General features: G+C 62.4%; 24 protein-coding genes. 19 read left to right on the top strand and 5 right to left on the bottom strand.

Features of this window, described 5'->3' with window-relative positions:
• Positions 1-2: 2 nt before the first annotated feature.
• From uvrB to SIN04_RS11840, 6 genes are all read left to right on the top strand, one after another.
• Complete coding sequence (uvrB, locus tag SIN04_RS11865; protein ID WP_134489419.1) at positions 3-2,627, top strand: excinuclease ABC subunit UvrB; 2,625 nt, start codon at positions 3-5, stop codon at positions 2,625-2,627.
• 34 nt (positions 2,628-2,661) lie between these two features.
• Positions 2,662-2,961, top strand: coding sequence for a hypothetical protein (locus tag SIN04_RS11860; RefSeq protein ID WP_134489417.1), 300 nt, complete (start codon positions 2,662-2,664; stop codon positions 2,959-2,961).
• A 2-nt stretch (positions 2,962-2,963) separates the two neighbouring features.
• Complete coding sequence (locus SIN04_RS11855) at positions 2,964-3,194, top strand: hypothetical protein (protein ID WP_134489415.1); 231 nt, start codon at positions 2,964-2,966, stop codon at positions 3,192-3,194.
• Positions 3,195-3,687: 493 nt separating this feature from the next.
• Positions 3,688-3,978, top strand: a complete 291-nt coding sequence (locus tag SIN04_RS11850; RefSeq protein WP_134489413.1) for a GIY-YIG nuclease family protein — start codon at positions 3,688-3,690, stop codon at positions 3,976-3,978.
• Positions 3,979-4,027: 49 nt separating this feature from the next.
• Positions 4,028-4,321 carry a hypothetical protein gene (locus SIN04_RS11845; protein WP_134489411.1) on the top strand — a complete coding sequence of 98 codons (294 nt, stop codon included), beginning with the start codon at positions 4,028-4,030 and terminating at the stop codon, positions 4,319-4,321.
• Between the two features lie 153 nt (positions 4,322-4,474).
• Positions 4,475-5,281 carry a lytic murein transglycosylase gene (locus SIN04_RS11840; RefSeq protein ID WP_134489409.1) on the top strand — a complete coding sequence of 269 codons (807 nt, stop codon included), beginning with the start codon at positions 4,475-4,477 and terminating at the stop codon, positions 5,279-5,281.
• Positions 5,282-5,352: 71 nt separating this feature from the next.
• Here the strand turns inward: SIN04_RS11840 and SIN04_RS11835 are convergent, their stop codons facing one another.
• On the bottom strand, positions 5,353-6,174 hold the full coding sequence (locus tag SIN04_RS11835; protein ID WP_134489407.1) for a lytic murein transglycosylase: 822 nt from the start codon (positions 6,172-6,174) through the stop codon (positions 5,353-5,355).
• Positions 6,175-6,581: 407 nt separating this feature from the next.
• Here SIN04_RS11835 and SIN04_RS11830 point away from each other — a divergent pair, with 407 nt between their 5' ends.
• From SIN04_RS11830 to SIN04_RS11785, 10 genes are all read left to right on the top strand, one after another.
• Entirely contained in the window at positions 6,582-7,058 is a 477-nt protein-coding gene (locus SIN04_RS11830) for a hypothetical protein (protein WP_134489405.1), read from the top strand.
• A gap of 347 nt (positions 7,059-7,405) precedes the next feature.
• On the top strand, positions 7,406-7,951 hold the full coding sequence (mog, locus tag SIN04_RS11825; RefSeq protein ID WP_134492473.1) for a molybdopterin adenylyltransferase: 546 nt from the start codon (positions 7,406-7,408) through the stop codon (positions 7,949-7,951).
• Between the two features lie 4 nt (positions 7,952-7,955).
• A complete protein-coding gene (locus tag SIN04_RS11820; RefSeq protein ID WP_341263934.1) occupies positions 7,956-10,475 on the top strand; it encodes a circularly permuted type 2 ATP-grasp protein in 2,520 nt (839 codons plus the stop codon).
• A complete protein-coding gene (locus tag SIN04_RS11815; RefSeq protein ID WP_134489403.1) occupies positions 10,472-11,362 on the top strand; it encodes a transglutaminase family protein in 891 nt (296 codons plus the stop codon). The genes SIN04_RS11820 and SIN04_RS11815 overlap by 4 nt, the downstream gene beginning before the upstream one ends.
• Before the next feature lie 161 nt (positions 11,363-11,523).
• Positions 11,524-11,724: a hypothetical protein gene (locus tag SIN04_RS11810; protein WP_341263933.1), complete on the top strand. Its 201-nt coding sequence runs from the start codon at positions 11,524-11,526 to the stop codon at positions 11,722-11,724.
• Between the two features lie 269 nt (positions 11,725-11,993).
• A complete protein-coding gene (locus tag SIN04_RS11805; RefSeq protein ID WP_134489399.1) occupies positions 11,994-12,686 on the top strand; it encodes a glutathione S-transferase family protein in 693 nt (230 codons plus the stop codon).
• A complete protein-coding gene (gene queG / locus SIN04_RS11800; protein WP_423136027.1) occupies positions 12,683-13,843 on the top strand; it encodes a tRNA epoxyqueuosine(34) reductase QueG in 1,161 nt (386 codons plus the stop codon). Before SIN04_RS11805 ends, queG begins: the two co-directional genes overlap by 4 nt.
• An 85-nt stretch (positions 13,844-13,928) precedes the next feature.
• On the top strand, positions 13,929-14,804 hold the full coding sequence (locus SIN04_RS11795; RefSeq protein ID WP_341263932.1) for an SDR family oxidoreductase: 876 nt from the start codon (positions 13,929-13,931) through the stop codon (positions 14,802-14,804).
• Positions 14,805-15,134: 330 nt separating this feature from the next.
• Positions 15,135-16,253 (top strand): AbrB family transcriptional regulator, encoded by a 1,119-nt coding sequence (locus SIN04_RS11790; RefSeq protein WP_244605781.1) that lies wholly within the window; start codon positions 15,135-15,137, stop codon positions 16,251-16,253.
• Between the two features lie 60 nt (positions 16,254-16,313).
• Positions 16,314-18,386: a M3 family metallopeptidase gene (locus SIN04_RS11785; protein WP_134489393.1), complete on the top strand. Its 2,073-nt coding sequence runs from the start codon at positions 16,314-16,316 to the stop codon at positions 18,384-18,386.
• 81 nt (positions 18,387-18,467) lie between these two features.
• Here SIN04_RS11785 and SIN04_RS11780 read toward each other — a convergent pair whose 3' ends face one another.
• The gene (locus tag SIN04_RS11780) at positions 18,468-19,907 is read right to left on the bottom strand and encodes a coniferyl aldehyde dehydrogenase (protein WP_134489391.1); all 1,440 of its coding nucleotides are present in this window, start codon (positions 19,905-19,907) and stop codon (positions 18,468-18,470) included.
• Between the two features lie 111 nt (positions 19,908-20,018).
• Between SIN04_RS11780 and SIN04_RS11775 the strand changes: the two genes are divergently transcribed.
• Positions 20,019-20,645 carry a TetR/AcrR family transcriptional regulator gene (locus tag SIN04_RS11775; RefSeq protein ID WP_134489389.1) on the top strand — a complete coding sequence of 209 codons (627 nt, stop codon included), beginning with the start codon at positions 20,019-20,021 and terminating at the stop codon, positions 20,643-20,645.
• On the opposite strand, the gene SIN04_RS11770 is transcribed toward SIN04_RS11775, so the two are convergent.
• Entirely contained in the window at positions 20,642-21,118 is a 477-nt protein-coding gene (locus SIN04_RS11770) for a DUF1178 family protein (protein WP_134489387.1), read from the bottom strand. The two genes, SIN04_RS11775 and SIN04_RS11770, sit on opposite strands and share 4 nt — an antisense overlap.
• Positions 21,115-21,378: a glutaredoxin 3 gene (gene grxC / locus SIN04_RS11765; protein ID WP_134489385.1), complete on the bottom strand. Its 264-nt coding sequence runs from the start codon at positions 21,376-21,378 to the stop codon at positions 21,115-21,117. The genes SIN04_RS11770 and grxC overlap by 4 nt, the downstream gene beginning before the upstream one ends.
• Before the next feature lie 234 nt (positions 21,379-21,612).
• Between grxC and irrA the strand changes: the two genes are divergently transcribed.
• Both irrA and hemH read left to right on the top strand, forming a co-directional pair.
• A complete protein-coding gene (irrA, locus tag SIN04_RS11760; protein ID WP_134492469.1) occupies positions 21,613-22,092 on the top strand; it encodes an iron response transcriptional regulator IrrA in 480 nt (159 codons plus the stop codon).
• Between the two features lie 15 nt (positions 22,093-22,107).
• Positions 22,108-23,163, top strand: a complete 1,056-nt coding sequence (gene hemH, locus SIN04_RS11755) for a ferrochelatase (protein WP_134489383.1) — start codon at positions 22,108-22,110, stop codon at positions 23,161-23,163.
• Positions 23,164-23,189: 26 nt separating this feature from the next.
• Here the strand turns inward: hemH and galE are convergent, their stop codons facing one another.
• Complete coding sequence (gene galE / locus SIN04_RS11750; RefSeq protein WP_134489381.1) at positions 23,190-24,176, bottom strand: UDP-glucose 4-epimerase GalE; 987 nt, start codon at positions 24,174-24,176, stop codon at positions 23,190-23,192.
• Positions 24,177-24,453: the final 277 nt, after the last annotated feature.

The following is a 24,453-nucleotide window of genomic DNA, read 5'->3' as shown; positions in this document are numbered from 1 at the left end:
CCATGTCCAAGCCGCCTCACTCGCCCACTAAATCAGGGAAGCCGAAAACGCCGCGCTCGAAGGCCTCCAGGCCCGACGTGCAGCCGTTGGGCGAGCACCTCGCCGCTCTCCTCAATCCGGCGCTGAACCAACGCCATTCGGGTTTTTCCGAAGCGCCTGCGGCCGCCTATGAGGCGGAGCCTGTTTCGCGGATCGACGCTAAGCTCAAGGCTTCGCTCGGTCTCGACGATCTGGAGCAGCGGGCGCCCTCAGCCGCTCTTTATCAGCCGGATGGCGTCAGCGGCGCCGCGGCGACGATCGATTCGCTGAAAGATCTGCTTGAACGCGGCGACCCCAATCTGCGCGAGAAAAAACCCTGGACGCCGCACCGCCCGGCGCGCCCCGACAAATCGGAGGGCGGCGTCCCGTTCAAGATCGTCTCCGAGTATGAGCCGAAAGGCGATCAGCCGACGGCGATCGAAGAACTCGTCAAGGGCATCGCAGCGCATGAGCGCGATCAGGTGCTGCTCGGCGTCACAGGTTCAGGCAAGACTTTCACCATGGCGCAGGTGATTGAGCGGACCAATCGCCCGGCGCTGGTTCTTGCGCCTAATAAAACTCTGGCGGCCCAGCTCTACGGTGAGTTCAAGAGCTTCTTTCCAGATAACGCCGTCGAGTATTTCGTTTCCTATTACGATTATTACCAGCCGGAAGCCTATGTGCCGCGCTCGGACACTTATATTGAGAAAGAGAGTTCGATCAACGAACAGATCGACCGCATGCGGCACGCGGCGACGCGCGCGCTGCTCGAGCGCGACGACGTCATCATCGTCGCCTCCGTCTCCTGCATCTACGGCATAGGGTCGGTCGAGACCTATACGGCGATGACCTTTACCGTGAAGGCGGGCGAGCGAATCGATCAGCGCCAGCTCATCGCCGATCTCGTCGCGCTGCAATATAAGCGTTCAGCCGGCGATTTCTCGCGCGGCGTTTTTCGCGTGCGCGGGGATACAATTGAACTGTTCCCCGCCCACTATGAAGATCGCGCATGGCGCATCAATTTCTTCGGCGATTCGATCGAGACGATCGCCGAATTCGATCCTCTGACCGGCAAGAAAACGCAGGATCTCGAATTCGTCAAAGTCTACGCCAATTCGCATTATGTGACGCCGCGGCCGACTCTTTTGCAGTCGATCAAGGGCATTAAATCCGAGCTGAAGCAGCGCCTTGGCGAGCTCAACGGCGCCGGCCGCCTGCTCGAAGCGCAAAGGCTCGAACAGCGCACGATATTCGATCTTGAAATGCTGGAGGCGACGGGCTCCTGCGCCGGCATCGAGAATTATTCGCGCTATCTCACCGGCCGGCGTCCCGGCGAGCCGCCGCCGACCCTGTTTGAATATCTGCCCGACAACGCTCTCGTATTCGCGGATGAATCCCACGTCACCGTGCCGCAGATCGGCGCCATGTATCGCGGCGACTTCCGGCGCAAGGCGACGCTCGCCGAATATGGCTTCCGGCTGCCCTCCTGCCTCGACAACAGGCCCTTGCGCTTCGAGGAATGGGAGGCGATGCGCCCGCAAACAGTGCATGTCTCGGCGACGCCGGGGACATGGGAGATGGAGCGCACGGGCGGCGTCTTCGTCGAGCAGGTTATTCGTCCGACCGGCCTCATCGACCCGCCGGTGGAGATCCGCCCGGCGCGCACGCAGGTCGATGATCTGCTCGGCGAGGTGCGGGAGGTCGCGCTGAGGGGCTATCGCAGCCTCATCACCGTTCTGACCAAAAGAATGGCCGAGGACCTCACCGAATATCTGCACGAACATGGCGTGCGCGTGCGCTACATGCATTCCGACATAGACACGATCGAGCGCATCGAGATCATTCGCGATCTGCGCCTTGGCGCCTTCGACGCGCTGGTCGGCATCAATCTTTTACGCGAAGGTCTGGACATTCCAGAATGCAGCCTCGTCGCCATTCTCGACGCCGATAAGGAAGGGTTTTTGCGCAGCGAAACCTCTCTGGTGCAGACCATCGGCCGCGCCGCGCGCAATGTCGACGGCAAGGTCATTCTCTACGCCGATCATATGACCGGCTCGATGAACCGCGCCATCGCCGAAACCAACCGGCGGCGCGACAAGCAGATGGCTTATAACGCCGAGCATGGCATCACGCCGGAATCGATCAAGCGCGGCATTCAGGACATTCTCGGCTCCGTCTATGAGCAGGATCATGTCACCGTCGACGCGGGATTTGCGGGGGCGCAGAATCTGGTCGGCCATAATTTCAAGGCGACCATCGCGGATCTTGAAAAGCGCATGCGCGCCGCCGCCGCTGATCTCGATTTCGAGACGGCCGCGCGCCTGCGCGACGAGTTGAAGCGGTTGCAGGCGGTCGAACTCGCCGTCTCCGACGATCCTATGGCGAGCCAGCGCGACGTCGAGTCCGAGGCGGGGGCCTATAAAGGCCAGCGCAAATATGGCGGCGCCGCCAATCTGCCGGCGAGCCGTCCGCACAAGCCGACCGATGACGAAATGGGGCCGCATAATTTCGGCGGCGGCGAGGCCAAGCCGAGGGCGGGCGCACGGCCGGCGCCCCGCAGCGCGGCGGGGAAGGGCGGCACGCGGACGTTCAAGGGGATGTCAAGGTGAGGGGGCTAAACTCAATTGTTTTGGACGTTTCACAATGGGGCTTACGCGACTAGCAAAGCTGGCGTATCCGATGGAAGCAGGTTGGAACGCGCTAGTAGAAGGACGCGCTGCAATGTCCACAGGAGCGGAGCGCTTTTTCCGTGGGACTGTTAAGCCGACAGTTGATGAGTTTTTCCGTGATGTGAGAGATATTCGGCGGGGTCGTTTAGCTGCCATCGTTCTTTTTCATACGGCTGACTATTGGAACATAGAAAACAACAAAAACGCAACACCTAAGATTTTGCGCGAGACTTTAAAAGAACTTCACGAAAAGAGTGCCCTGATTTTCGATTAATCATGGACATTGCCAATGCATCAAAACATGACCGCCTGACAATAGGAACTGATCGAAAGCTATCATCATCAGATCAAATTACCAGAATTCCCGGAATATTCGGTGCGCCATTTAATACAGCAATGTTCAACGAGGCATCAATTGTGATTGTAACACATGATGACGGCACAGAGCAGCCTTTGGCGGGGATCGTTCGGTCTGTTCTTGAGATGTGGGAGGCGAAAATTCAATGACATACTTGTTTTGCGCATTTATCAACCCTATTGGAAAGCAGATTTTGCGTTGAAAACGGGGGTGTTTTGAGAACTCGCGCAGCGCATTTAAAATGAAATGCTCTCCGGCAATCGCTGGGCGACGCTTCAATCCCGGCCATGACAATCGGACGCGCGCTCGCAACGCTCGTCATGCCCGGACTTGGCCCGGGGACGGGCATCAAGGCGCCATCCCTTGAGACGTCATGCCCGGACTTGATCCGGGCATCCAATAGCCGCCGGCGGGAGTCTGGATGGCCGGGTCGGGCCCGGCCATGACGAGATTGAGGGACGGGTCGCAACGCTCGTCATGCCCGGACTAGGCATCGAGGCGCCATCCCTTGAGGCGTCATGCCCGGACTTGATCCGGGCATCCAACCGCCAGCACCGGGAGTCTGGATGGCCGGGTCAATCCCCGGATCAAGTCCGGGGACGGGCATGACGCGAGGCGGAAAAGCGATTAACCTCCTCAACGATGAAGGGCGGCTATGTTTACATCATGTCCAACAGACGCGACGGCGCGCTCTACATCGGCGTGACGAGCGACCTCTCGCGCCGCGCCTTTGAGCATCGACAAGGCGTCGTCGACGGCTTCACCAAGCGGTATGGCTTGAAACGGCTGATCTATTATGAACGGTACGAAGACATCCGTGATGCGTTGCAGCGGGAGAAAAACCTCAAGCACTGGCCGCGCGTGTGGAAGCTCGCGCTCGTTCATGACCTCAACCCCGACTGGGACGACCTTTACGAGCGGGTCAACGCGTAGCGCCGCATGGCGGAGTCTGGATGGCCGGGTCGCGCACGGGGGCATATCTATGTGGAAAGCAATATTCGCAGTTGCGGTTTTTATCGCGGGCGCCGTGCCGCCATTTCCCGCCGCCCGCGCCGCCCAGCAGCTGATCCCCGCGCCATACCCGGAGGGCGTCGGGAGCACAGGACAGCTTGGCGGCGGCGCGCCCCCTGTGAGCCGGCATCAGCATCTCATTCCAGATCCCGTGCCTCAGAGCCTTGGCCCCAACGCACTCGGCAATCCGGAGCCAGTCCGCGGCCGCAGGCATCAGCATCTACGGCGCACGCCCTATTGGCGGCAGTATCATCATTTTCAATAAAAACGCGCATGCCGGGGAGTTGCGAAGCGGCGTCTCGAGCCGGCGCAACGCTTTGACAGGAAGAGCGGCGACCTTAAAGTGCGCACACGCCAGTTCGATGGGGATGGCGAGCCGGCGATTCGCCCGATGCAACGGGCGTGGAGGGGGGGCTTAATGACGAAGGGCGGTCAATTCAGGACAATCGCGGTCGCAGCCTTGATGGCGCTCGCATGGATGCCCGGAAAAGCGGGCGCCGCGCAGTGCGGCAATTCGGCGGCCGGCTTCGATGCGTGGAAGAGACAGTTCGCCGAAGAGGCGAAGGCAAGGGGCGTCGGCGCCGCCGGGATCTCCGCGGTTCTGGGCACGAATTATTCAGCTGCGACGATTGGGGCCGACCGTGGCCAGCATGGCTTCCATGTGTCGCTCGACCAGTTTCTCGCCAAGCGCGGCGGCTCGGCCATTGCCTCGCGCGGGCGCGCGCTCAAGCAGTCCAACGCGGCGCTCTTTGCGTCGATCCAGCAGCGCTACGGCGTCCCGCCGGGGCCGCTCATCGCCATCTGGGGTTTCGAGACAGGCTTTGGCGCCGTCCACGGCAATCAGCATGCGCTCTCCTCGGTGGCGACGCTCGCCTATGACTGCCGCCGCAGCGCCTATTTCACCGATCAGCTCTACGCGGCGCTCACACTGATCGATCGAGGCTCCCTGTCGGCGAACGCGCGCGGCTCGATGCATGGCGAGATCGGCCAGACGCAATTCCTGCCCAAGACCATTTTGGAATATGGCACGGGCGGCAGCCTCGAGACCGCAGCTGGAGCGCTCAGCTCGACGGCGAATTTCCTCAAGGCCCATGGCTGGAGCGCGGGCGCCGGATACCAGCCGGGCGAAGCCAATTTCGCGGCGATCCAGGCCTGGAATGCGGCCACGGTCTATCAGCAGGCCATCGCGATTGTCGGCAAACAGATCGACGGAGGCGGGCGCTGAAGGGACGCGGCGATCCCGGCGATCGGCGTCTGTCTGGGTCCGAAGAGTCTGCAACTTTCCGGCGTCATGCTCTACATGGTCGCGGCCAGTTTCGTGGCGAACAGCGCGATTGTCCGCGAATAGACGTCCGCCGCGTTCCATTGCTGGATGACGGCGAAATTCGGCTGGCCCGGCTCCCAGCCGGCGTCAGGCAGCCAGCCATAGCCCTTCAAATAATTGGCCGTCGAAGCGAGCACGTCCGGCACGTCATGGATCAGATCGCGGCGTCCGTTGCCATCGAAGTCGACTGCGAATTTCAAATAGGACGAAGGCATGAACTGCGTTTGGCCGAGTTCGCCGGCCCAGGCGCCGCGCATGGCGGACGGCGCGAGGTCGCCGCGCTGGATGAGGCGCAAAGCGTCGATCAGCTCGGCCTGAAATTTGTCCGTCCGGCGGCAGTCAAAGGCGAGCGTCGCCAGCGCGGGCAAGGTCGGCGTTGAGCCGTTGACCGCGCCGAAATCGGTCTCAAGTCCCCAGATCGCGACGATGACGGGACCCGGCACCCCATAGGCCTGTTCGATGCGGCTGAAAACCGAAGCATATTGCTTCAGCAGATTCGCGCCTTTGTGCAAGCGATAGGAATTGACCATGCGGTCGGAGAATTGCTCGAAGCTTTGATGAAAGACGCGTTGGCCGTGGTCTCTCGAAATGACGCTCGGATCATAGGCGACGTCGTCGAGAGCGCTGATCGCGTCCGCAGAAACGCCTTGCGCCGCGGCTTCTTTCTTTATGCTGGCGATGAAAGCTTCGAATCCGGCCGGGTCGCGGCAGGTGGCCGCCGCAGCGGGGAGGGCGCATGGGCCAAATGCCGACAGACAAAGAGTCGCGACGAAAAGGCGCATCATCGATCGCATGCAGTCAGCTCCGTTTGGGGAACGAGGTGGGGCCGGCCAGAGAGTTCGTGCAAAATCACGCATCTGTTCTGTTAAGCCTAGCCGAAGCGGCAGACAATTGCCGTATCGGGACTTCTGCGAGAAAAATCGTCTCCTCGCCTTTTCGATCACGGCGCGGCGCACCACTGTGTAAAGGCTTGAGCCAAGGCTTGCCATGCCGCCGCGATGGGGTCAGTTTGAAGGCGCCGAGGGAACCCTTCGTCGGGCATTGACGCCCGGCCCGTCGCGCCGCCTGTTTCGGCTTTCAGGAAAAGCCGGAAGGTGTTCCGTTCCTTTGATTTTGGCGCATCGGCCTTGCGCGAAGCGGTCGCCGCTTCGCCTTGTCTCACAATGCCCCGGGAGATTGAGAAGTCATGAAGAGTTTGATCATGAAACGTGTGGCCCTGGCGGCTCTTGCAATGGTTGCGCTCGCGCCCGGCGCTCTCGGCGACGACGTGCCGTTCGCCCGCCCGCCTCTCGAAAAGTCGCTCGACACCTATCTGATCAGCCTCGGCGACATCATGAGCGCCGCGCAGTTGCGGCATATCAAGCTCTGGCAGGCGATCAAGGCGAAGAATTGGGGCCTCGTCAATTTTGAAGCGACGCTGCTTGAAGACGGCTTCGCGGCCGCCGCGATGCTGTATCGCAACATACCGATCGAATTTGTCACCGCGGCCGCAAAACCGCTCGAAGCGCTAAAGGACGGCGCGGCGGCGAAGGACCCGGTGAAGCTGGCGAAAAGCTTTGCCGAGCTGACGGCGGCGTGCAACGCCTGCCACGAGGCGGGGGAGGTCGGCTTCGTCAAGATTCAAACGCCGACGTCATCGCCGTTCACCAATCAGAATTTTGCGCCGGAGCGGAAGTAGACACGCATCAAAGGGTTTTGCGCCGTGGTTTCAATCGGGGCCGGCGTCAGGCGGCGGCGTTGAACAAAATATCGTCATCCTGCGCGAAAAATAACCCGTGCCGAGATCTGGCCAATATTGAAGCCTGTCGAGGCGCCAATCCGCACGGAATGGGTCCTTGCTCAACAGTCTTGCTCAAGTCGAACGAAAGTGACCTGTAGTAAAATTGTTTTCGCGCCGATGCTCAGGGACAAGGGCGGCGCCCGCCTTTTTTCCAGAACCATCGCCCCGCTTTGCGCTATAAGACCCTCTTGCCGGCGTCAACGCCGGCCAATGTCGAAGAAGGGTCGAGAATGGCGGACGCGGAAATGGGGGACGACGGCAAGCGCGCGGCCAAAATCGGCGTGGTCACGATCTCCGACCGCGCCAGCGTCGGCCAATATGAGGATCAAAGCGGGCCGGCCATCATCGCCTATCTGACGCGGATTCTGACGAGCCCTTTTGAGACCATCAAGCGGATCATTCCCGACGGGTTCGAGTCGGTGCGGGACGCATTGATCGATCTTGCGGACAAAGCCCGTTGCGACCTGATCCTGACGACGGGAGGCACGGGGCCCGCTCCGCGCGATCTGACGCCCGAGGCGACCGAGGCCGCTGCGCCTCGCGTGCTGCCAGGTTTCGGCGAACTGATGCGGCAGGAAAGCCTGAAGCAGGTTCCAACAGCCATCCTGTCGCGCCAGATCGCCGCGCATCGAGGGCCTTGCCTCATCATAAATCTGCCAGGAAAACCAGCCTCCATTGAAACTTGCCTCAATGCGGTGTTTCCGGCGGTGCCTTATTGTCTCGATCTCATCGGCGCCGCGAGGCTCGAGACTGACCCGGCGATCCTCAAATCGTTCAGGCCAAAGCAATAGATCCATGAACATCAGCGACGCGCTCCCGACCAGTAAGGAATCGACCGCCTCGGAGCGGCTGGCCGCGCTCATCGCGGATTACAAGCCGCTGCCCGGCATCCCTGACGAGTTCATCGGCCCCGATGGCCGCCCGCGCGATTATTGGCTGCGCTATCTCAATTCGTTGACGGATCTTGGCGCGGACGACATCGGCCGCCGCTTCGCGACGGCGGATCGGCATATTCACGATTCCGGCGTCTCCTATCGCAGCTATGGCGATACGCGCGAGCGCACCTGGCCTCTCTCGCATTTGCCCCTGCTGATCGAAGCGAATGAGTGGCGCGAAATCGCGGCGGGAATCGAACAGCGCGCCGAACTGATGGAGCGCATCGTCGCCGATATCTATGGCGAAGGCGCTCTGATCGCCGCCGGCGATCTTCCCGCTGCGGCTGTCACAGGCTCCGCCGATTTCCTGCATCCGCTGCATGGCGTGACGCCGCCCGGCGGGCGTTTTCTGCATTTCTACGCAGCCGACCTCGGGCGCGGTCCCGACGGGCGCTGGTGGGTGCTCGGCGATCGCGCCCAGGCGCCCTCGGGCGCCGGCTACGCGCTCGCCAACCGGCTCGTGCTGTCGCGCGCCTTCCCGGCGCTCTACCGCGACATGAACGTCGAGCGCCTCGCGCCCTTCTTCCAGGCGTTCCGCTACGGGCTGACCTCGCTCGCCGAGCGATCCGATCCCCGCATCTGCCTCTGGACACCCGGCCCTCTGAACGAAACCTATTTCGAGCAGGCCTATCTTGCGCGCTATCTCGGCTTCATTCTGGTCGAGGGCGGCGACCTCACCGTGCGTGACGGCAAAGTCCACGTGCGCACCATCGCCGGACTGAAACGCGCCGACGTCATCTGGCGCCGCATCGACGGCGATTTCGCCGATCCGCTTGAACTCAACAGCCAATCGCGTCTTGGCGTCGCGGGCCTTGTCGAGGCCGTGCGCGAGGGCGGGGTCATGCTCGCCAATGCGCTTGGCTCCGGCGTGCTCGAGGCGCCCGTGATGATGAGCTTCATGCCGAAGCTCTGCCGCAAACTTCTTGGCGAGGAGTTGCGCCTGCCGAACATCGCAACCTGGTGGTGCGGTCAGCAGAAGGAGCGCGCATCGGTCATCGCGGATCTCGACGATCTGGCGATTGGCGGCGCCTTCGGCAATCCGGTTCTACGCTTTCCGCAGAACCAGCCGGTCATCGCCGGGCTTCTCAACGCGGATGAAAAGGCGCGGCTGATCGACGCCATTGGCGAGAGGGGGATCGACTATGTCGGGCAGGAGGTCGTTAATCTGTCGACGACGCCGGTCTGGAACGACGACCGGCTGACGCCGCGCCCCTTCGTCCTGCGCGTCTATGCGGCGCGGACGGAGAATGGCTGGACCATCATGCCGGGCGGCTTCTGCCGCATCTCCGATCGCGCCGATGCGCGCGCCGTGTCGATGGGGGGAGGGGTCCAGTCGGCGGACGTCTGGGTGCTCGCCGACAAGCCCGTCGAAATGATTACCCTGCTGCCGAGCAACGAGACGGCGCGGATCCGCCGCCTGATGGGCAATCTGCCGAGCCGCGCCGCGGATAATCTGTTCTGGCTCGGGCGTTATCTCGAAAGGGTCGAGGCGACTTTGCGTCTGATCCGCTGTCTTGCCGGCCGGATGATCAATACCGACGCCGAAACAGGGACGACGGCATGGACTGTCTCGAAGGTGATCGCCCTCCTCGTCGCCTGGCACGCGGCGCCGAAATCGGCGGCCTCTAATCCGTTGGCGCTCTGTGCTGTAGCCCTGCACAGCGAGGAGAGCTACGGCTCGGCGCTTTCGCTTGTGCGCGATGCGCGCCGCGCCGCCTCGGTCATAAGGGAACGGCTCTCGGCCGATACCTGGCGGTTGATCGGCGAGCTTGACCAGATGCTCGGCGTCGATCAGAAGCCGCTTTTGAGCGAGGCCGAGGCCTATGACCGGGCTGATCTCGCGCTGCGCGCCATCGCGGCGCTTTCGGGGCTTGCGCAGGAAAATATGAATCGTGGCGCTGGCTGGCGTCTCTTCGACATCGGCCGGCGCGTGGAGCGCGCCATCAACTCCTGCCGCTTCGCGCGCCAGTTCGCCGGCCCCACCGCTCCTTCGGACGATCTCGAAGTCCTGCTCGACCTCGCCGATTCCCAGATCACCTATCGGTCGCGCTATCTGATGGGCGTCGGCCTTTCGACGGTTCGCGACATGGTCATGCTCGACCCATTTAATCCGCGCTCCGTCGCGTTTCAGCTGGAGCGGCTGGACGACCATCTGCAAAATCTGCCCGTGCTCAGCGACGATGGAATGCCCGAGAAGCCGCGCCGTCAGATCGTCAAGCTCGTCGCCGAAGTCACGACAGCCGTCGCGGCGGAGCTCGACACCGACAAGATCCTGAGCTTCGAAAAACGCCTGCTCGATCTGGCCGAAGCGATCGCCGCACGCTATTTCCTGCAGGGTCCGCATAGTGCGCGGGCGGACCGTTGGAGCGGCCTTGCGTGATCTACGACATTCACCACGTGACGACGTACGAATATGGGACGCCGGTCCGGTACGCGCATTGCTCCTTGCGGCTGTCGCCGATGGATCTGCCCGGTCAGACGGTGCTGTCCAGCCATCTGAGCATTGATCCGCAACCATCGCAGATTGTCGAACGCGTCTGCTTTTTCGGCAATCGCGTATCGTCCATGACGATCGACACCGAGCATAGCGACCTGATCGTCGAGGTCGATACGAGCATCGACATCCATCGCGATCCGCCGCCGGAGCCAGCTTCGACGCGGCCCTTTGAGGAAGTCCGCGAGGAGGCCTTCGACAGCGAATCGCTCGACAAGGCCTCGCCCGCTCATTTCCTGCATCCGAGCCGGTTCGTGCCGCGTTTTGCGCCCGCCGTCGAATATGCGCGACCAAGCTTCACGCCCCGCCGCCCGGTTCTCGAAGGCGCCGTCGATCTGATGCAGCGCATCCGCGCGGATTTCAAATATGACACCAAAGCGACCGTCGTCTCGACGCCGATCTCGGAAGCTTTCGAGAAACGGCGCGGCGTCTGCCAGGATTTCGCGCATATCATGATCGCGGCGCTGCGCGGGCTCGGCCTGCCAGCGGCCTATGTCAGCGGCTACATCCGCACCATTCCGCCGCCGGGCAAGAAGCGCCTCGAAGGCGCGGACGCCATGCACGCCTGGGTGACGCTCTGGTGCGGCGCGGATGTCGGCTGGGTCGATCTTGATCCGACCAACTCCATGATGATCGGCAATGACCACATCACTTTGGCGCGCGGACGCGATTACGCCGACATTTCCCCGGTCGCCGGTATTATCCTCGGCACGCGCGAGCAGGACGTCGACGTTTCGGTCGACGTCATCCCGCGCGAGGAAGTCGAGGCCTGAGCGTCATTTCCGAAGCGTCGGAGCCGGCTTTCGGATGAGCGTGATGCAAACTCAAAGAATCCCGTTATTGCGGCTGTGCTGCTTGCGCGTCGTCAATGCTGAGGTCCTCATAAAGTGATTAAGGACAATCCAGTTTTGGCTCGAGTTCACGAGGATCGATAATGGTCGAAGCACTCAGGCGCAACCCGCTTACCCCTTGGTACATAGGGCTCGCTTTCCTGCTGATCGTCGACGCGGTATTTTTCTATTATGTCACGACTCGTAGTTGCGAGATTCCAAATCCAATTATTTTTGGGATTATGGTGATTATACCAGGACTTTATCTCGTCCTGATGTATCTCGCGTTCCGAAGCCGGGATTGATGTTCGTTGGCTTCGTGGGCCGCGGCCAAGATCAACTGACAAAGGCTGGGCGACGCGACTTTCCAGATATGCTCGCAGCTGGTCCTGATTGCGTCCGTCCGCGCTGTCAACCCATTCGGCGCCCGGGCCGCCCCCTCGCCTTGGCGTCGCGAGCTTAACGAATTATTCACCGCAACTTGGGAAGCCTTCCTCAAGCCGCATCGCAGCTGGGGGTCCTTCGAACGCCTTTCGCCGCAGTCCGCCCGATCCTCAATCGAACACGAAGCTGAATGATAACGCTCTATCATCATCCGCTCTGCGCCCATTCGCGTTTCGTCAGGCTCCTTCTCGGGGAATACGGGATCGAACCGCAACTCATTGAGGAAAACGTCCATGAGCGCAGGCGTGATTTCCTGATCCTCGATCCGGCTGGTCAGACGCCAGTTCTGGTGGAGCATCCGTCAACGGTCGTGCCCGGCCCGTCGACCATCGCCGAATATTTCGACGAAACCCGCGGTCTCGCGCTCGGCAAGCACAGGCTGCTGCCGGAAGATCCGCTTTCGCGCATCGAAGTGCGCCGGCTGATGGACTGGTTCGGCCAGAAATTCTTCCGCGAAGTCACCGATTGGCTCGTGACGGAAAAGGTCTATAAGCGCTACATGCCGCGCGAGCGGGGCGGAGGCGCGCCGGACATGGAGCTGGTGCGTGCGGCGCGATCCAACATCCGCACCCATATGCGCTATGTCAGCTATCTCGCCGGCAGCCGGAAATGGCTCGCGGGAGATCGACTTACCTATGCCGATCTCGCCGCCGCCGCCCAATTGTCCTGCGTCGATTTTCTGGGCGATGTGCCATGGGAAGAATACGAAACGGCAAAGCTCTGGTATTCCAGGGTGAAGTCGCGCCCGGCCTTCCGCTCCCTGCTTGCCGATCGCCTGCCGGGCCTCAGCCCCGCGCCGGTCTACGCGGACCTCGACTTCTGAGCGCGGCCTTTTCGGCGCGGCTGCAAACGAAAGCGCGAGAGCTGGGGTTCGATATCTGCAAAATCACCCATCCGTCCGCCGCCGAGGGCGCGGGCGAGCGCTTTGGCGCCTGGCTTGCCACGGGCGCCGCCGGCGACATGGACTGGCTCGAGGAGACGCAAGAGCGCCGCTCCGATCCGCGCAGCCTTTGGCCGGAGGCCGCGAGCATTGTGATGCTGGCGGCCAATTACGGGCCGCCCGGCGATCCGCTGGCGGCCCTTGCGGACAGAAGCGCCGGCAATATTTCGGTCTACGCCCGCCATCGCGATTATCATGACGTCATCAAGGGGCGCCTGAAGCAGCTCGCCTCATGGCTTGCGAGCGCGGCAGAGGGGCAAGGCTTCGAGGCGCCGCAGTTCAAGGTGTTCGTCGACACCGCGCCCGTCATGGAAAAGCCGCTGGCGCAGGCGGCGGGGCTTGGCTGGCAGGGCAAGCACACAAATCTTGTCTCGCGCGATTTCGGCTCCTGGCTCTTCCTCGGCTCGATCTTCACGAACCTGCCGCTGACTGAGGATGCGCCGGAGCGCGACCATTGCGGCCAATGCCGCGCCTGCCTCGATATTTGTCCGACGCAAGCCTTTCCCCGGCCTTACGCGCTCGACGCGCGCCGCTGCATCTCCTACCTCACCATTGAGCACAAGGGCCATATCGCGGAAGAGTTTCGCGCCGCCATCGGCAACCGCATCTATGGCTGCGACGATTGTCTCGCCGTCTGCCCGTGGAATAAATTCGCCAAAACGGCGCGGGACATCAAGCTTTTGCCGCGTGGGGATTTATTGGCCCCTGCGCTGAGCGATCTGCTTCGCCTCGACGACGCCGCTTTTCGCGCGCTGTTTGCGGGGGGGCCTGTCAAGCGAATCGGGTTTTCGCGTTTTTCTCGCAATGTTCTGATCGCGGCGGGCAATTCGGGGGATTTTTCGCTCGCGGAACTCGTGGCGGAGAAGCTTGGCGATGTTTCGCCGCTCGTGCGGGCGATGGCGGTTTGGGCTCTGGCGCGTCTTGCGCCGGAAGGGATCGCCGGCCTCGCCCGGGTCTGGCTCCCGCGTGAGACGGACGCGGATGTGCGGCGGGAATGGGCTGCGGCGATGGCGCTTTCGGAAGAAAATGCGCCGGACTGACAGATCAGCGTTTTTTGCGCCGTCCGGGCGGGAAGAATGAAGCGTTTCAAAACCCCGGCGGTCACGGGGAAGAAGGTCGGATTAAATGAAGCTTTTTGCCTTCGGTCTGGGCTATTGCGCGCAGGATTTCATCGCGCGTTTCGGCGATCTCTTCGATTCCATCGCGGGGACCGTGCGCAGCGCCGACAAAGCCGCGGAGCTGGCGAGCGATCACGTCGAGACCTTTGTCTTCGGGCCTGACCGGGAGGACCCGAAACTCGCGGAAAAAATGCTCGCAGCCGACGTGCTCCTGATCTCGATCCCGCCCGGCGTTTCCGTCGATCCGGTGCTGGCGCGCTTTGGCCATCGCATCGCGAGCCTGCGCGCGCCGCAGACGATCATCTATTTATCGACGATCGGCGTCTATGGCGACCGGCAGGGCGAATGGGTCGATGAAACGCAGATCCCGACGCCGCTCTCGCCGCGCTCCGTGACGCGGCTGCAGGCTGAAAAATCATGGGCGGCGATCGGCAAAAGCAAGGACAAGAAGGTGCATATTCTGCGCCTTGCCGGCATTTACGGGCCGGGCCGCAATGCGCTGATCAATCTGAAAGAGGGCAAGGCGCATCGCATCGTAAAAGCCGATCAGGTGTTCAACCGCGTCCATGTCGAGGACATCAGCCGGGCGATCGCCGCCGCCATCGCCTATGACGGGCGCGGAGCCGTGTGGAACGTCGCCGATGACGCCCCGGCGCCGCCGCAGGATGTCGTCGCTTACGCCGCCATGCTGATGGGCGTCGAGCCGCCGCCCGAACAGCCGATCGAGACGGCGGAAGATATTTCGCCGATGACGCGCAGCTTTTACGCCGAAAACAAGCGCGCCTCGAACCGCAAGCTCAAGGAGGAGCTGGGGGTTGATCTCGCCTATCCGACCTATCGCGTGGGTCTTGAGGCGCTTTGGGAGGCGGGGGAGGGGCGGTAGGCGCCCTACCGGCTGACTATTTTTTCGGTATTTCCAACCGCCGCCTTGCCTGCAAAGAACGGGGCACGCTCGATCGCCGTCTTCGCCTGCGCCGCGATTTCCGCCATGGTCGCGCCAGAAGGCGGCGTCGAGCAGTTCTTCCACCCGCAGCCTGCCGCGACGCCTTTGCGGCTCGCGGGGAGCCGCGTCGGCTTCATTGACTTTTGTGAGGATATCCTCCTATATCCATTTTGCGAGCCTATCCTCATATAGAGCGTCGCGCCGCCCGGATGACGCTTTGAGGAGACCCTGTGTTTGCTTTCCATGCGCTGATCGGCTTTGAGGCGGCCATTGCGTGAGACGCCAGCCATATTCAGTCCGGAGGCCCTGCGCCGTCGCGCTTCGCTGACCGCGCGCCCCGCGGCCGTTCAATGGGCCGTCATCATCATTATTTCGGCGGTCTTCGTCGGCGCGCTGGAGGCGCTGCGGCTTCCGGCCGCGCTGCTGCTGGGTCCGATGGGCGCGGCCATCGTCACGGCCGCCAACGGCATGACCTTGCGTATGCCCCGCCCGGCCTTTCTTTGCGCGCAGGGAGTCATCGGCGTGATGATCGCGCGCAGCTTCAGCCCGTCGATCGGCGGCGCGATCTTGGCGCGCTGGCCTTTGTTCGTGATGACGGTGCTCGCCGTCATCGCTCTCAGCGGCCTGCTTGGCTGGCTGCTGGCGCGCTGGCGGGTGCTGCCGGGCTCGGCGGCGGTGTGGGGATCTTCGCCCGGCGCCGCCACCGCGATGACGCTGATGGCCGGAGCCTATGGCGCGGATGCGCGTCTCGTCGCCTTCATGCAATTTCTGCGCGTCGTGTTCGTGACTCTCGCGGCCTCGCTCGTCGCGCGGCTTTTCGCTGTTGCGACAGGCGCGCCGAGGCCCTCGCTGGACTGGTTTCCGGCGCTGTCATGGCCGTCCTTTATCGCAACTCTGGCGCTGGCCGGGCTTGGCGCATGGGCTGGGCGAGCCTCGCGGATTCCAGCTGGGACGCTGCTGCTGCCGCTGACGCTGGGAGCGGTGTTGCATGGCGTCGGCGCGATGCAATTCGATCTGCCGCCCTGGCTGCTCGCTTTGAGCTATGCCGTGGTCGGCTGGCAGATCGGCCTCGGCTTTACGCCCGCCATATTGGCCCATGCCTCCCGCGCATTCCCCAAGGTCGCAGCTTCGATCCTCGCGCAAATTTTGCTGTGCGGCGCGCTTGCGTTCTTGCTGACGCGCTTTGCCGGCGTCGACGCGCTGACCGCCTATCTCGCGACGAGCCCCGGCGGCGCGGATTCGGTCGCGATCATCGCGGCCTCGGCCAGGGTCGACATGCCGTTCGTCATGGCGCTGCAAACCTTCCGGCTGATCCTTGTCATTCTCATCAGTCCGGGCCTTTGCCGTTTCATTGTGCGCCACATTGCTCGATCGGGAGGCGAGGCATGAATTGCCGGGCGCTGCGCCAATCCGCTAATGTGCCTTCGCGCCTAACAGACGGAGCGAGGCATGAGCGAGACGAATATGAGCGACAACCCGCTTCTAAAACCCTGGACCGGGCCGTTCGAGACGCCGCCATTTGAGCGCATCAAGCCCGCGCATTTCCGGCCGGCCTTCGACATCGCTCTGAAGCAAGCGCGCGGAGAAATCGACGCGGTCGCCGCCAATCCCGAGCCGCCGACCTTCGCCAACACGATCGAGGCGCTGGAGCGCGCGGGGCGCAGCCTCACCAGGGTGGCGAGCGTTTTCTTCAATCTCGCCGGCGCCGCGACCAATGATGAACTCGAAGCGGTGGAGCGCGAGATCGCGCCGATTATGTCGCGCCATCGCAGCGCGACCTATTTGAACGAGGCGCTTTTCTCCCGCATCGACGCTTTGAAGACCAATGAGCAAAACCTTGATTTAACGGGCGAACAATCGCGCGTGCTAAACCGTTATCATCTGAATTTTACGCGCAATGGCGCGGGGCTTCCGGCCGAGAGCAAGGCGCGCCTCGCCGAGATCGGCGAGCGGCTGGCGAGCCTTGGCGCGCAATTTGGCCAGAACGTGCTGGCGGATGAAAAATCCTATCTTTTGCTGCTGGACGAGAGCGAACGCGATGGCCTCTCGAAATCCTTCATTGCGAGCGCGGCGCGCACGGCGGCGGAGCGCGGCTTTCCGGGGAAATATGGCGTGACGTTGTCGCGCTCCAGCATCGAGCCTTTCCTGCAATTCTCGAAGCGGCGCGATTTGCGGGAAAAAGCGTTTCGCGCCTGGGCCGCGCGGGGCGAAAGCGGCGGGCCTACGGATAATCGCGCGATCGCCGCCGAAATGGTGATCCTTCGGGCCGAGCGCGCGCGTCTCCTTGGCTATGAGAGCTTCGCGCATTTTCGCCTCGCCGACACGATGGCGAAGGCGCCGGCGGCGGCGCTCGACCTTTTGCAGTCCGTGTGGGAGCCAGGCCGCGCGCGGGCGGCGAAAGAAGAAGAGGCGCTGCAGGATATTATCGCCAGCGAGGGCGGCAATTTCAAAGTCGCGCCCTGGGACTGGCGCTATTACGCGGAAAAGCGGCGCGGCGCGGAATTCGATCTCGACGAGAACGACATCAAGCCCTACTTCCAGCTGGATCAGATGATCGAGGCGGCGTTCTATGCCGCGCACCGCCTGTTCGGCCTCACCTTTACCGAGCGCTTCGACATTGCGCTTTATCATCCCGACGTTCGCGCCTGGACTGTCACGGGGCGCGAAGGCGCGCCGGTCGCGCTGTTTCTCGGGGATTATTTTTCCCGTGCGTCCAAGCATAGCGGCGCCTGGATGAGCGATTTCCGCGGCCAGCAGAAACTCGACGGCCCCGAACTGCCGATCATCGTCAATGTGATGAATTTCTCAAAGGGCGGCGACGGCGAACCGAGCCTGCTCAGCTTCGACGATGCGCGCACCCTGTTTCACGAATTCGGCCACGGTCTCCACGGCATGTTGTCGGATGTGACCTATCCGACGATTTCGGGCACGAATGTCGCCCGCGATTTCGTCGAATTTCCCTCGCAACTCTATGAGCATTGGCTGGAGCAGCCGGAGATATTGCGGCGTTTCGCGCTGCATGCGCAAACGGGCGAGCCGATGCCCGAGGCGCTGCTGCAAAGGCTGCTCAGCGCGCGCCGCTTCAATCAGGGATTTGCGACGGTCGAATACGCCGCCTCGGCTCTCGTGGATCTCGGCCTCCATCTCGACCCCGCGCCGAGGGATCTTGATGTTGTGGCTTTCGAGAAGCAGGAGCTGGCGCGCCTTAGAATGCCGGAGGCGATTGCGATGCGTCACAGAACCCCGCACTTTCAGCATATTTTTTCGGGCGATTCCTATTCGGCGGCCTATTACAGCTATCTCTGGTCGGAAATTCTCGACGCGGACGGCTTTGAGGCGTTCGAGGAAGCTCGCGACATCTTTGATCCCACCGTGGCGGGACGCCTGCGCGATTTCGTCTATGCGGCCGGCGACAGCCGCGATTACGAGACCGCATATAGAGAATTTCGCGGCCGGGCGCCATTGCCGCAGGCGCTGTTGCGCAAACGCGGATTGGAGACGGCGCCGGCTGGCGATGCGTGACGGATCGGCGCGCCGGCCGGGGCGATTCGCTCCAGATCATGACGCCGAAAAGCGGTCCCGGTTTTCGGATGACATCACGCTCTAAGTAAAGCGGGCGAGCACGCGAAGAAGCGCGCCGAGCGAGGGCTTATAGGGCGGATAGATCAGCGAGGCGCCGGAAAGACGCGATTGCACGAAAACCGGCTTCTCCTTGGAGAAGCGGAGAAATCCATATTCGCCGTGATAGTGACCGTGGCCTGATGCGCCGACGCCGCCGAAGGGAAGATCATGTTGCGCGAAATGCGTCAGCGTGTCGTTGATGCTGACGCCGCCCGAGATCGTCTTCGCCAGCACGGCGTCGCGGTTGGCGCGATCCGCGCCGAACCAATAGAGCGCGAGAGGGCGGTCGCGCCGGTTGACGTAATCAATCGCGTCGTCAAGCGCGTCATAAGGGACGATCGGCAGGATCGGCCCGAAGATTTCCTCGCGCATCACGCGCATTTGGTCATTGACGCCGATGAGCAGGATCGGCGCCATCTGTCGGGCGCCGGCGGGCAAGTCCTGCGGCGGTTCAGGCTCGATCACGCGGGCGCCGAGCGTTTTCGCCTCGGTGACGAGATCGCGCAACCGTTCGAGGTGGCGTTCGCTGATGATGCTCGTGTAGTCGGGATTGCCCTGAAACGATGGGAAGAGTTTGCGGATGCTGGATTGAAGCGCCTGCGCGAATGCTTCGACCTGCGTGCGGGGGACGAGGGCATAGTCCGGCGCGACGCAGGTCTGCCCGGCGTTGATGAGCTTGCCCCAGGCCAGACGATCGCAAACGCTTGAGAGATCGCAGGACGCGTCGATGATGGCGGGCGATTTTCCGCCGAGTTCCAGGGTGACGGGCGTCAGGTTCTTGGCGGCCGCCTCGGCGACGATGCGCCCGACCGCCGTCGAGCCGGTGAAGACGAGATGGTCGAAAGGCAATGCCGAAAATTCTTTGCCGGTCCCGGCATCGCCGGTGACGATGGCGACTTCTTCAGGCGCGAAAAATTCGGCGACGGCGGCGCGGAACGCCTCCGAAAACAGGGGCGTCAGCTCCGATGGCTTGATCATGACGCGATTGCCCGCGGCGAGTGCGTCGGTCAGCGGCCCGACAGCCAGCTGAAGCGTATAGTTCCAGGGGCTGATGATGCCGATGACCCCGAGCGGTTGACGCAACAAGAGCGAGCGGCCGGGCCAGAAGGCGAGCGAGGTCGGCGCCCGCCGGGGTTTCATCCAGGCGCGCAGGCGCTTCCCGGCGTGACGAATGGCGGCGCGGCTGAGCATGACTTCGGCGATGACGGTCTCTGTGCGGGAGCGAACGCCAAAATCTTTCTGAATGAGATCGGCGAAGCGGTCAGCATGGGTTTCAAGCAGGCGATCAAGCCGGTTGAGACGATCGGCGCGTATGGGTCGGGAGGGCGACATGTCGCCAAGAAAGGCTTCGCGCTGGCGATGCAGCACTGCGAGCAGTTCGGACCGCCGCGTCGAAAGCTCTGCTTCGGTCGGGGCGTTCATAACGCATTGACCTCGCTAACTGATGTTATCACAGTCAACATAGAGTAGAATGTTGTCGGCGAAAACATAAATCGCGCCATGCGCCAGCCGTCTCGAAATCTGGAGCCCGGCATGAAACATGCGGAAAGCAGGGCTGGCGCTTATCATCACGGTGATCTCAAAGCCGCGTTGAGAGTGGAGGCCGAGCGGATTCTGGCGACGGGGGGAGCTGAAGCCGTCAGCCTGCGGCAGGTCGCGCGAAACGCCGGCGTGTCGCACGCGGCGCCCTATCGGCATTACGCCAGCCGCGAAGCTCTGCTCGCCGATATCGCGGTTGGCGGGTTTGAGAGGCTGCTGGCGCGGTTCGGCGCACTTGATGACGAAACGCATGATCCCGCGCGCCGCTTTCTTGCGATGGCGGAGACCTATGTGGATTTCGCGCTGAGCGAACCCGCAATCTATCGGCTGATGTTCGGCGCAACACTCAAAAAAGCCGATCACTTCGCGCTTGCCGAAGCGGGGGCGCAGACGTTTGCGGCGCTGGAGCGGGCGGTCGCGGGCCTCGGCGTTGGGGCGCCCGCTGATGTCGAAGCCGTTGCTGCATGGAGCATGGCTCATGGGCTCGCAGAGCTCGTTCTCGATCAGAAGATCGAAGCCGAAATCCTCGCTGGCGAAAGCGCCGACTGGCGCATGATTGTTGATGCGGCGGCGAGCATCTTCGTGGCGGGGCTGAAGGCTCGACTCTCGGCGCCCCGCTAATTCATCTCCCCGGGAAGGCGCGGAAGAGGCATGATCTTAACGCCTTCCTCGATCAGCGTGCGCGCTTCCTCGAAGCTGGCCTGGCCATGAATGGGCCGGTCAGGGACGAGGCCATGATGAATCTTGAGCGCTTCCTCGGCAAAATTCGGGCCGAGGTCGTCCGAGGTTTCGAGAATGCGCTTGCGCAGTTCGACTACCATCTTGCGGACTTCGCCATCGGCGGCGTTGAACATCGGGACGGGAGCGCTGGCCTCGGGTGAAGCCTCGGCTGGCGCCTGTTGCCCGACGGCGCAAACCTCCTCGCGGTCGCGGCGCGCGAGGGACGGGGCCATGATGGCCTTGGAGACAGCCGAACTTTGGCAGACGGGGCAGGAGACGAGGCCGGCCGCCGCCTGCGAATCGAACGCCGACCCGTTTTGGAACCAGCTCTCGAACTGGTGCCCGCCGGCGCAACGTAACGCAAACCTGATCATTGGGCTTGGCTAGCCAGGAGTTGATCGAGCTTGCCGTCGTAGTGCAGCTCGTAGAGATCGTCGCAACCGCCGACATGCCTGTCGCCGAAGAAGATCTGAGGGACGCTGGTGCGGCCGGTGCGCTTCGCCAGTTCAGCGCGAAGCTCCCGGTTATTATCGACAGAGATTTCGGTGAATTCGAAATTCTTTTTTTGCAGCAACGCCTTGGCCCTGTTGCAATAGGGACATGTCGCCGTGGTGTAGATCGTGATTTGCGCCATGGACTGATCCTTGTTCATGGCATCATATAAGAAATGCCGCAGTTTTCACAATCGCCGCCAGGAAAGCAGCCCGCTTACCTGTCCTCGCCCGCGAACGCGCGAGAATAGCCCCAAAATCGGCGCAGATTGTCGCCCCCGCCCCGCCAAGGTTGCCGGCTGGCCGCCAGTGTCATAATGTCGGATATGTTTCCCCCCGCGACTGTTCGCGGGCTAATGATTGGGTTTTTCCCGCCGATGGTCAAAACATCATCACGATCGCGCCGCGGCGAGAACCCGGCGAAGCCGCCGCTTGGCGAACTCGCGGGTTGCCCTTTCCATGATCTCAGGATGAAACTGACGACCGCGGGCCTGCGCCCTACGCGGCAGAGGATTTCTCTTGGCTGGCTTCTGTTTTCAAAAGGCTTTCGCCATCTGACCGCCGAAAACCTGCAGGATGAGGCGCAAGCCTCCAAGGTGTCGATTTCGCTGGCGACGATCTACAACAGCCTGCATCAGTTTACGGACGCCGGCCTGCTGCGCGAAATCGCCGTTGACGGCACGAGAACCTTTTTCGACACCAATACGGCAAGGCATCATCATTTTCTTCTCGATGGCGTGTTGATCGACATACCCGAGGTCGCCGTGGACCTTTCGCATTTGCCGCTGCCGCCGACTGGCAAACGGATCGCGGAAATCGAAGTCGTCGTCCGCCTGCGCGACGCGCCAGCGCCCTGAGCGGGCTGTCCTGCCATGACCAAATCCGCCGCCGCCCCGGACGCTGTGTCGCAGTCCGGCAAGATTGGGGTCCTTGTCGTTAATCTTGGAACGCCCGACGCGCTCGGCTATTGGCCGGTGCGCCGCTATCTGAAGGAATTCCTGTGGGATCCGCGCGTCGTCGATACGCCCCGCCTCATCTGGTGGCCGATTCTCAATCTGATCATCCTGTCGCGCCGCCCGCAGCGCAGCAGCAAAAACTATGAGACGATCTGGAACACCGAGCTCAATGAAAGTCCCTTGAAGACGGTGACGCGCTCGCAGGCCGAGAAGCTGGCGGCGTGGATTGAAAGCGGCGGCCTCGGCGCGCGGCGCGCCTCGATCGCCGTCGAATGGGCGATGCGCTATGGTCAGCCTTCGATCACCAGCGGATTCCAGAAGCTGAAGGAGCAGAGCTGCGAGCGCATTCTCGTTGTGCCGCTCTATCCGCAATATGCCGGCGCGACGACGGAGAGCGTCGCCGACAAGGTCGAGCAGTCCCTCGCCAAAATGCGCTGGCGGCCGGAGCTGCGCAGCGCCGCGCCCTATTACAATGATGCGGTCTATATCGACGCGCTGGCGACTTCAGTGCGGGAAGGCGTGGCGCGGCTCGATTTCACGCCGGAGATCATTCTCGTCTCCTTCCATGGCATTCCAAAATCCTACGTCGAGGCCGGCGATCCCTATTATGATCAATGTGTAGAGACCTGGCGGCTTCTGCGCGAACAACTGGACCTTACCCCAGAGCTTTGTCCGCTGACCTTCCAGTCACGCTTTGGACCGAAGCAATGGCTGCAGCCCTATACGGACGAAACTGTGAAAGCTCTCGCCCGCCAGGGCGTCAAGCGGATGGCCGTCCTGACGCCGGGATTTTCCGTTGACTGCCTCGAGACGATTTCGGAGATAGGCATTGAGAACCGCGAATTCTTCGAGGAGAACGGCGGCGAAAAATTGGCTCTCATTCCCTGTCTCAACGATAGCGCGCTCGGGATGAGGGTCATCCAATCGATCGTCGAGCGCGAGCTTTCCGGATGGATTGAAGCTGGCGCGTGATGGCTGCGGCGCGCGATGCGCCTCCCTCACGCCTTCCTGTTATGCAGGCGGCGCTCCCAGTCGAGCGCCTGGCGGACGATCTCGTTCAGATCATCATGCTTTGGCGACCATCCGAGCTCCGTCCTGATGCGTTCGGCGCCGGCGACGAGGGAGGCCGGGTCGCCCGCGCGCCGGCCCTTCCGCCGTACTTCGAAATCAACGCCAGAGACTTTTTTCACGACGTCGACGACTTCCAGCACCGAAAGCCCGCGTCCATAGCCGCAATTGCAGGTGAGGCTCTCGCCCCCCGCGCGCAAATGGCGCAGCGCCAGCAGATGCGCGTCGACGAGATCGGTCACCTGTATGTAATCGCGGACGCAGGATCCATCCTTTGTTGGATAATCGGTCCCGAAGACGTCAAGTCCCGCGCGATGGCCGAGCGCCGCCTGCACCGCGACCTTGATGAGATGCGTCGCCACCGGGGATGACTGGCCGAGCCTGCCCTGGGGATCGGCTCCGGCGACATTGAAGTAGCGCAGCGCCGCAAAGCGCAAACCATGCGCGGCGGCGACGTCCTGAAGCATCCATTCGACCATCAGCTTGGAGCGGCCGTAAGGATTGATCGGCGCCAGCGGAACGGTTTCAAAAACAGGATTGACGGAAGGCTCGCCATAGACCGCCGCCGTCGAGGAGAAGATGAAATGGCGAACTTCGTTGCGCACGGCGCATTCGAGGAGATTGCGCGCCTTCGCCGTGTTGTTGAGGTAATAGGACAAGGGATCGGCGACGGACTCGGGCACGACGATCTTGGCGGCGAAATGCGCGATGGCGTCGATCTTGTGTCCGGCGATGATCTGATCGACGAGCGCCGCGTCGCCGAAGTCGCCGACGACGAGTTTGGCCTCCGGCGGCACGGCCCAGCGAAAACCGGTCGATAGATTGTCGAGGACGACGACCTCCTCGCCTGCGTCGAGAAGCGCCAGCGCCATGTGACCGCCGATATATCCAGCGCCGCCGGTAACCAGAACCGTCATGTTGTCCCCTCGGAACCAAAGCGGTCAGCACGCTATTGCCGCATGATCGCCCATGCGGCGCCCATAATGGCAGTTAAGCAGCGCTGCGGTCCAGTCAAAGCCGGCTTGGGCCGCGCGGCCGGTCCGGATTTGGGGCGACCGGTAGCGGTCGCTTGTTACCTTCTGATGACATAAAAGCTACGCTTCAGGCAGCTGGTTTAGCTGGCTGAAATTGACTATGATTATATGGCCGTTCATTGAGGCGCTCGTTCGAGAGGCGCTCTTCTGCAGGAACACG

This window comes from Methylocella tundrae, from assembly GCF_038024855.1.
Lineage (GTDB): Bacteria > Pseudomonadota > Alphaproteobacteria > Rhizobiales > Beijerinckiaceae > Methylocapsa > Methylocapsa tundrae.
This window is presented reverse-complemented; position numbering and strand designations above follow the sequence as displayed.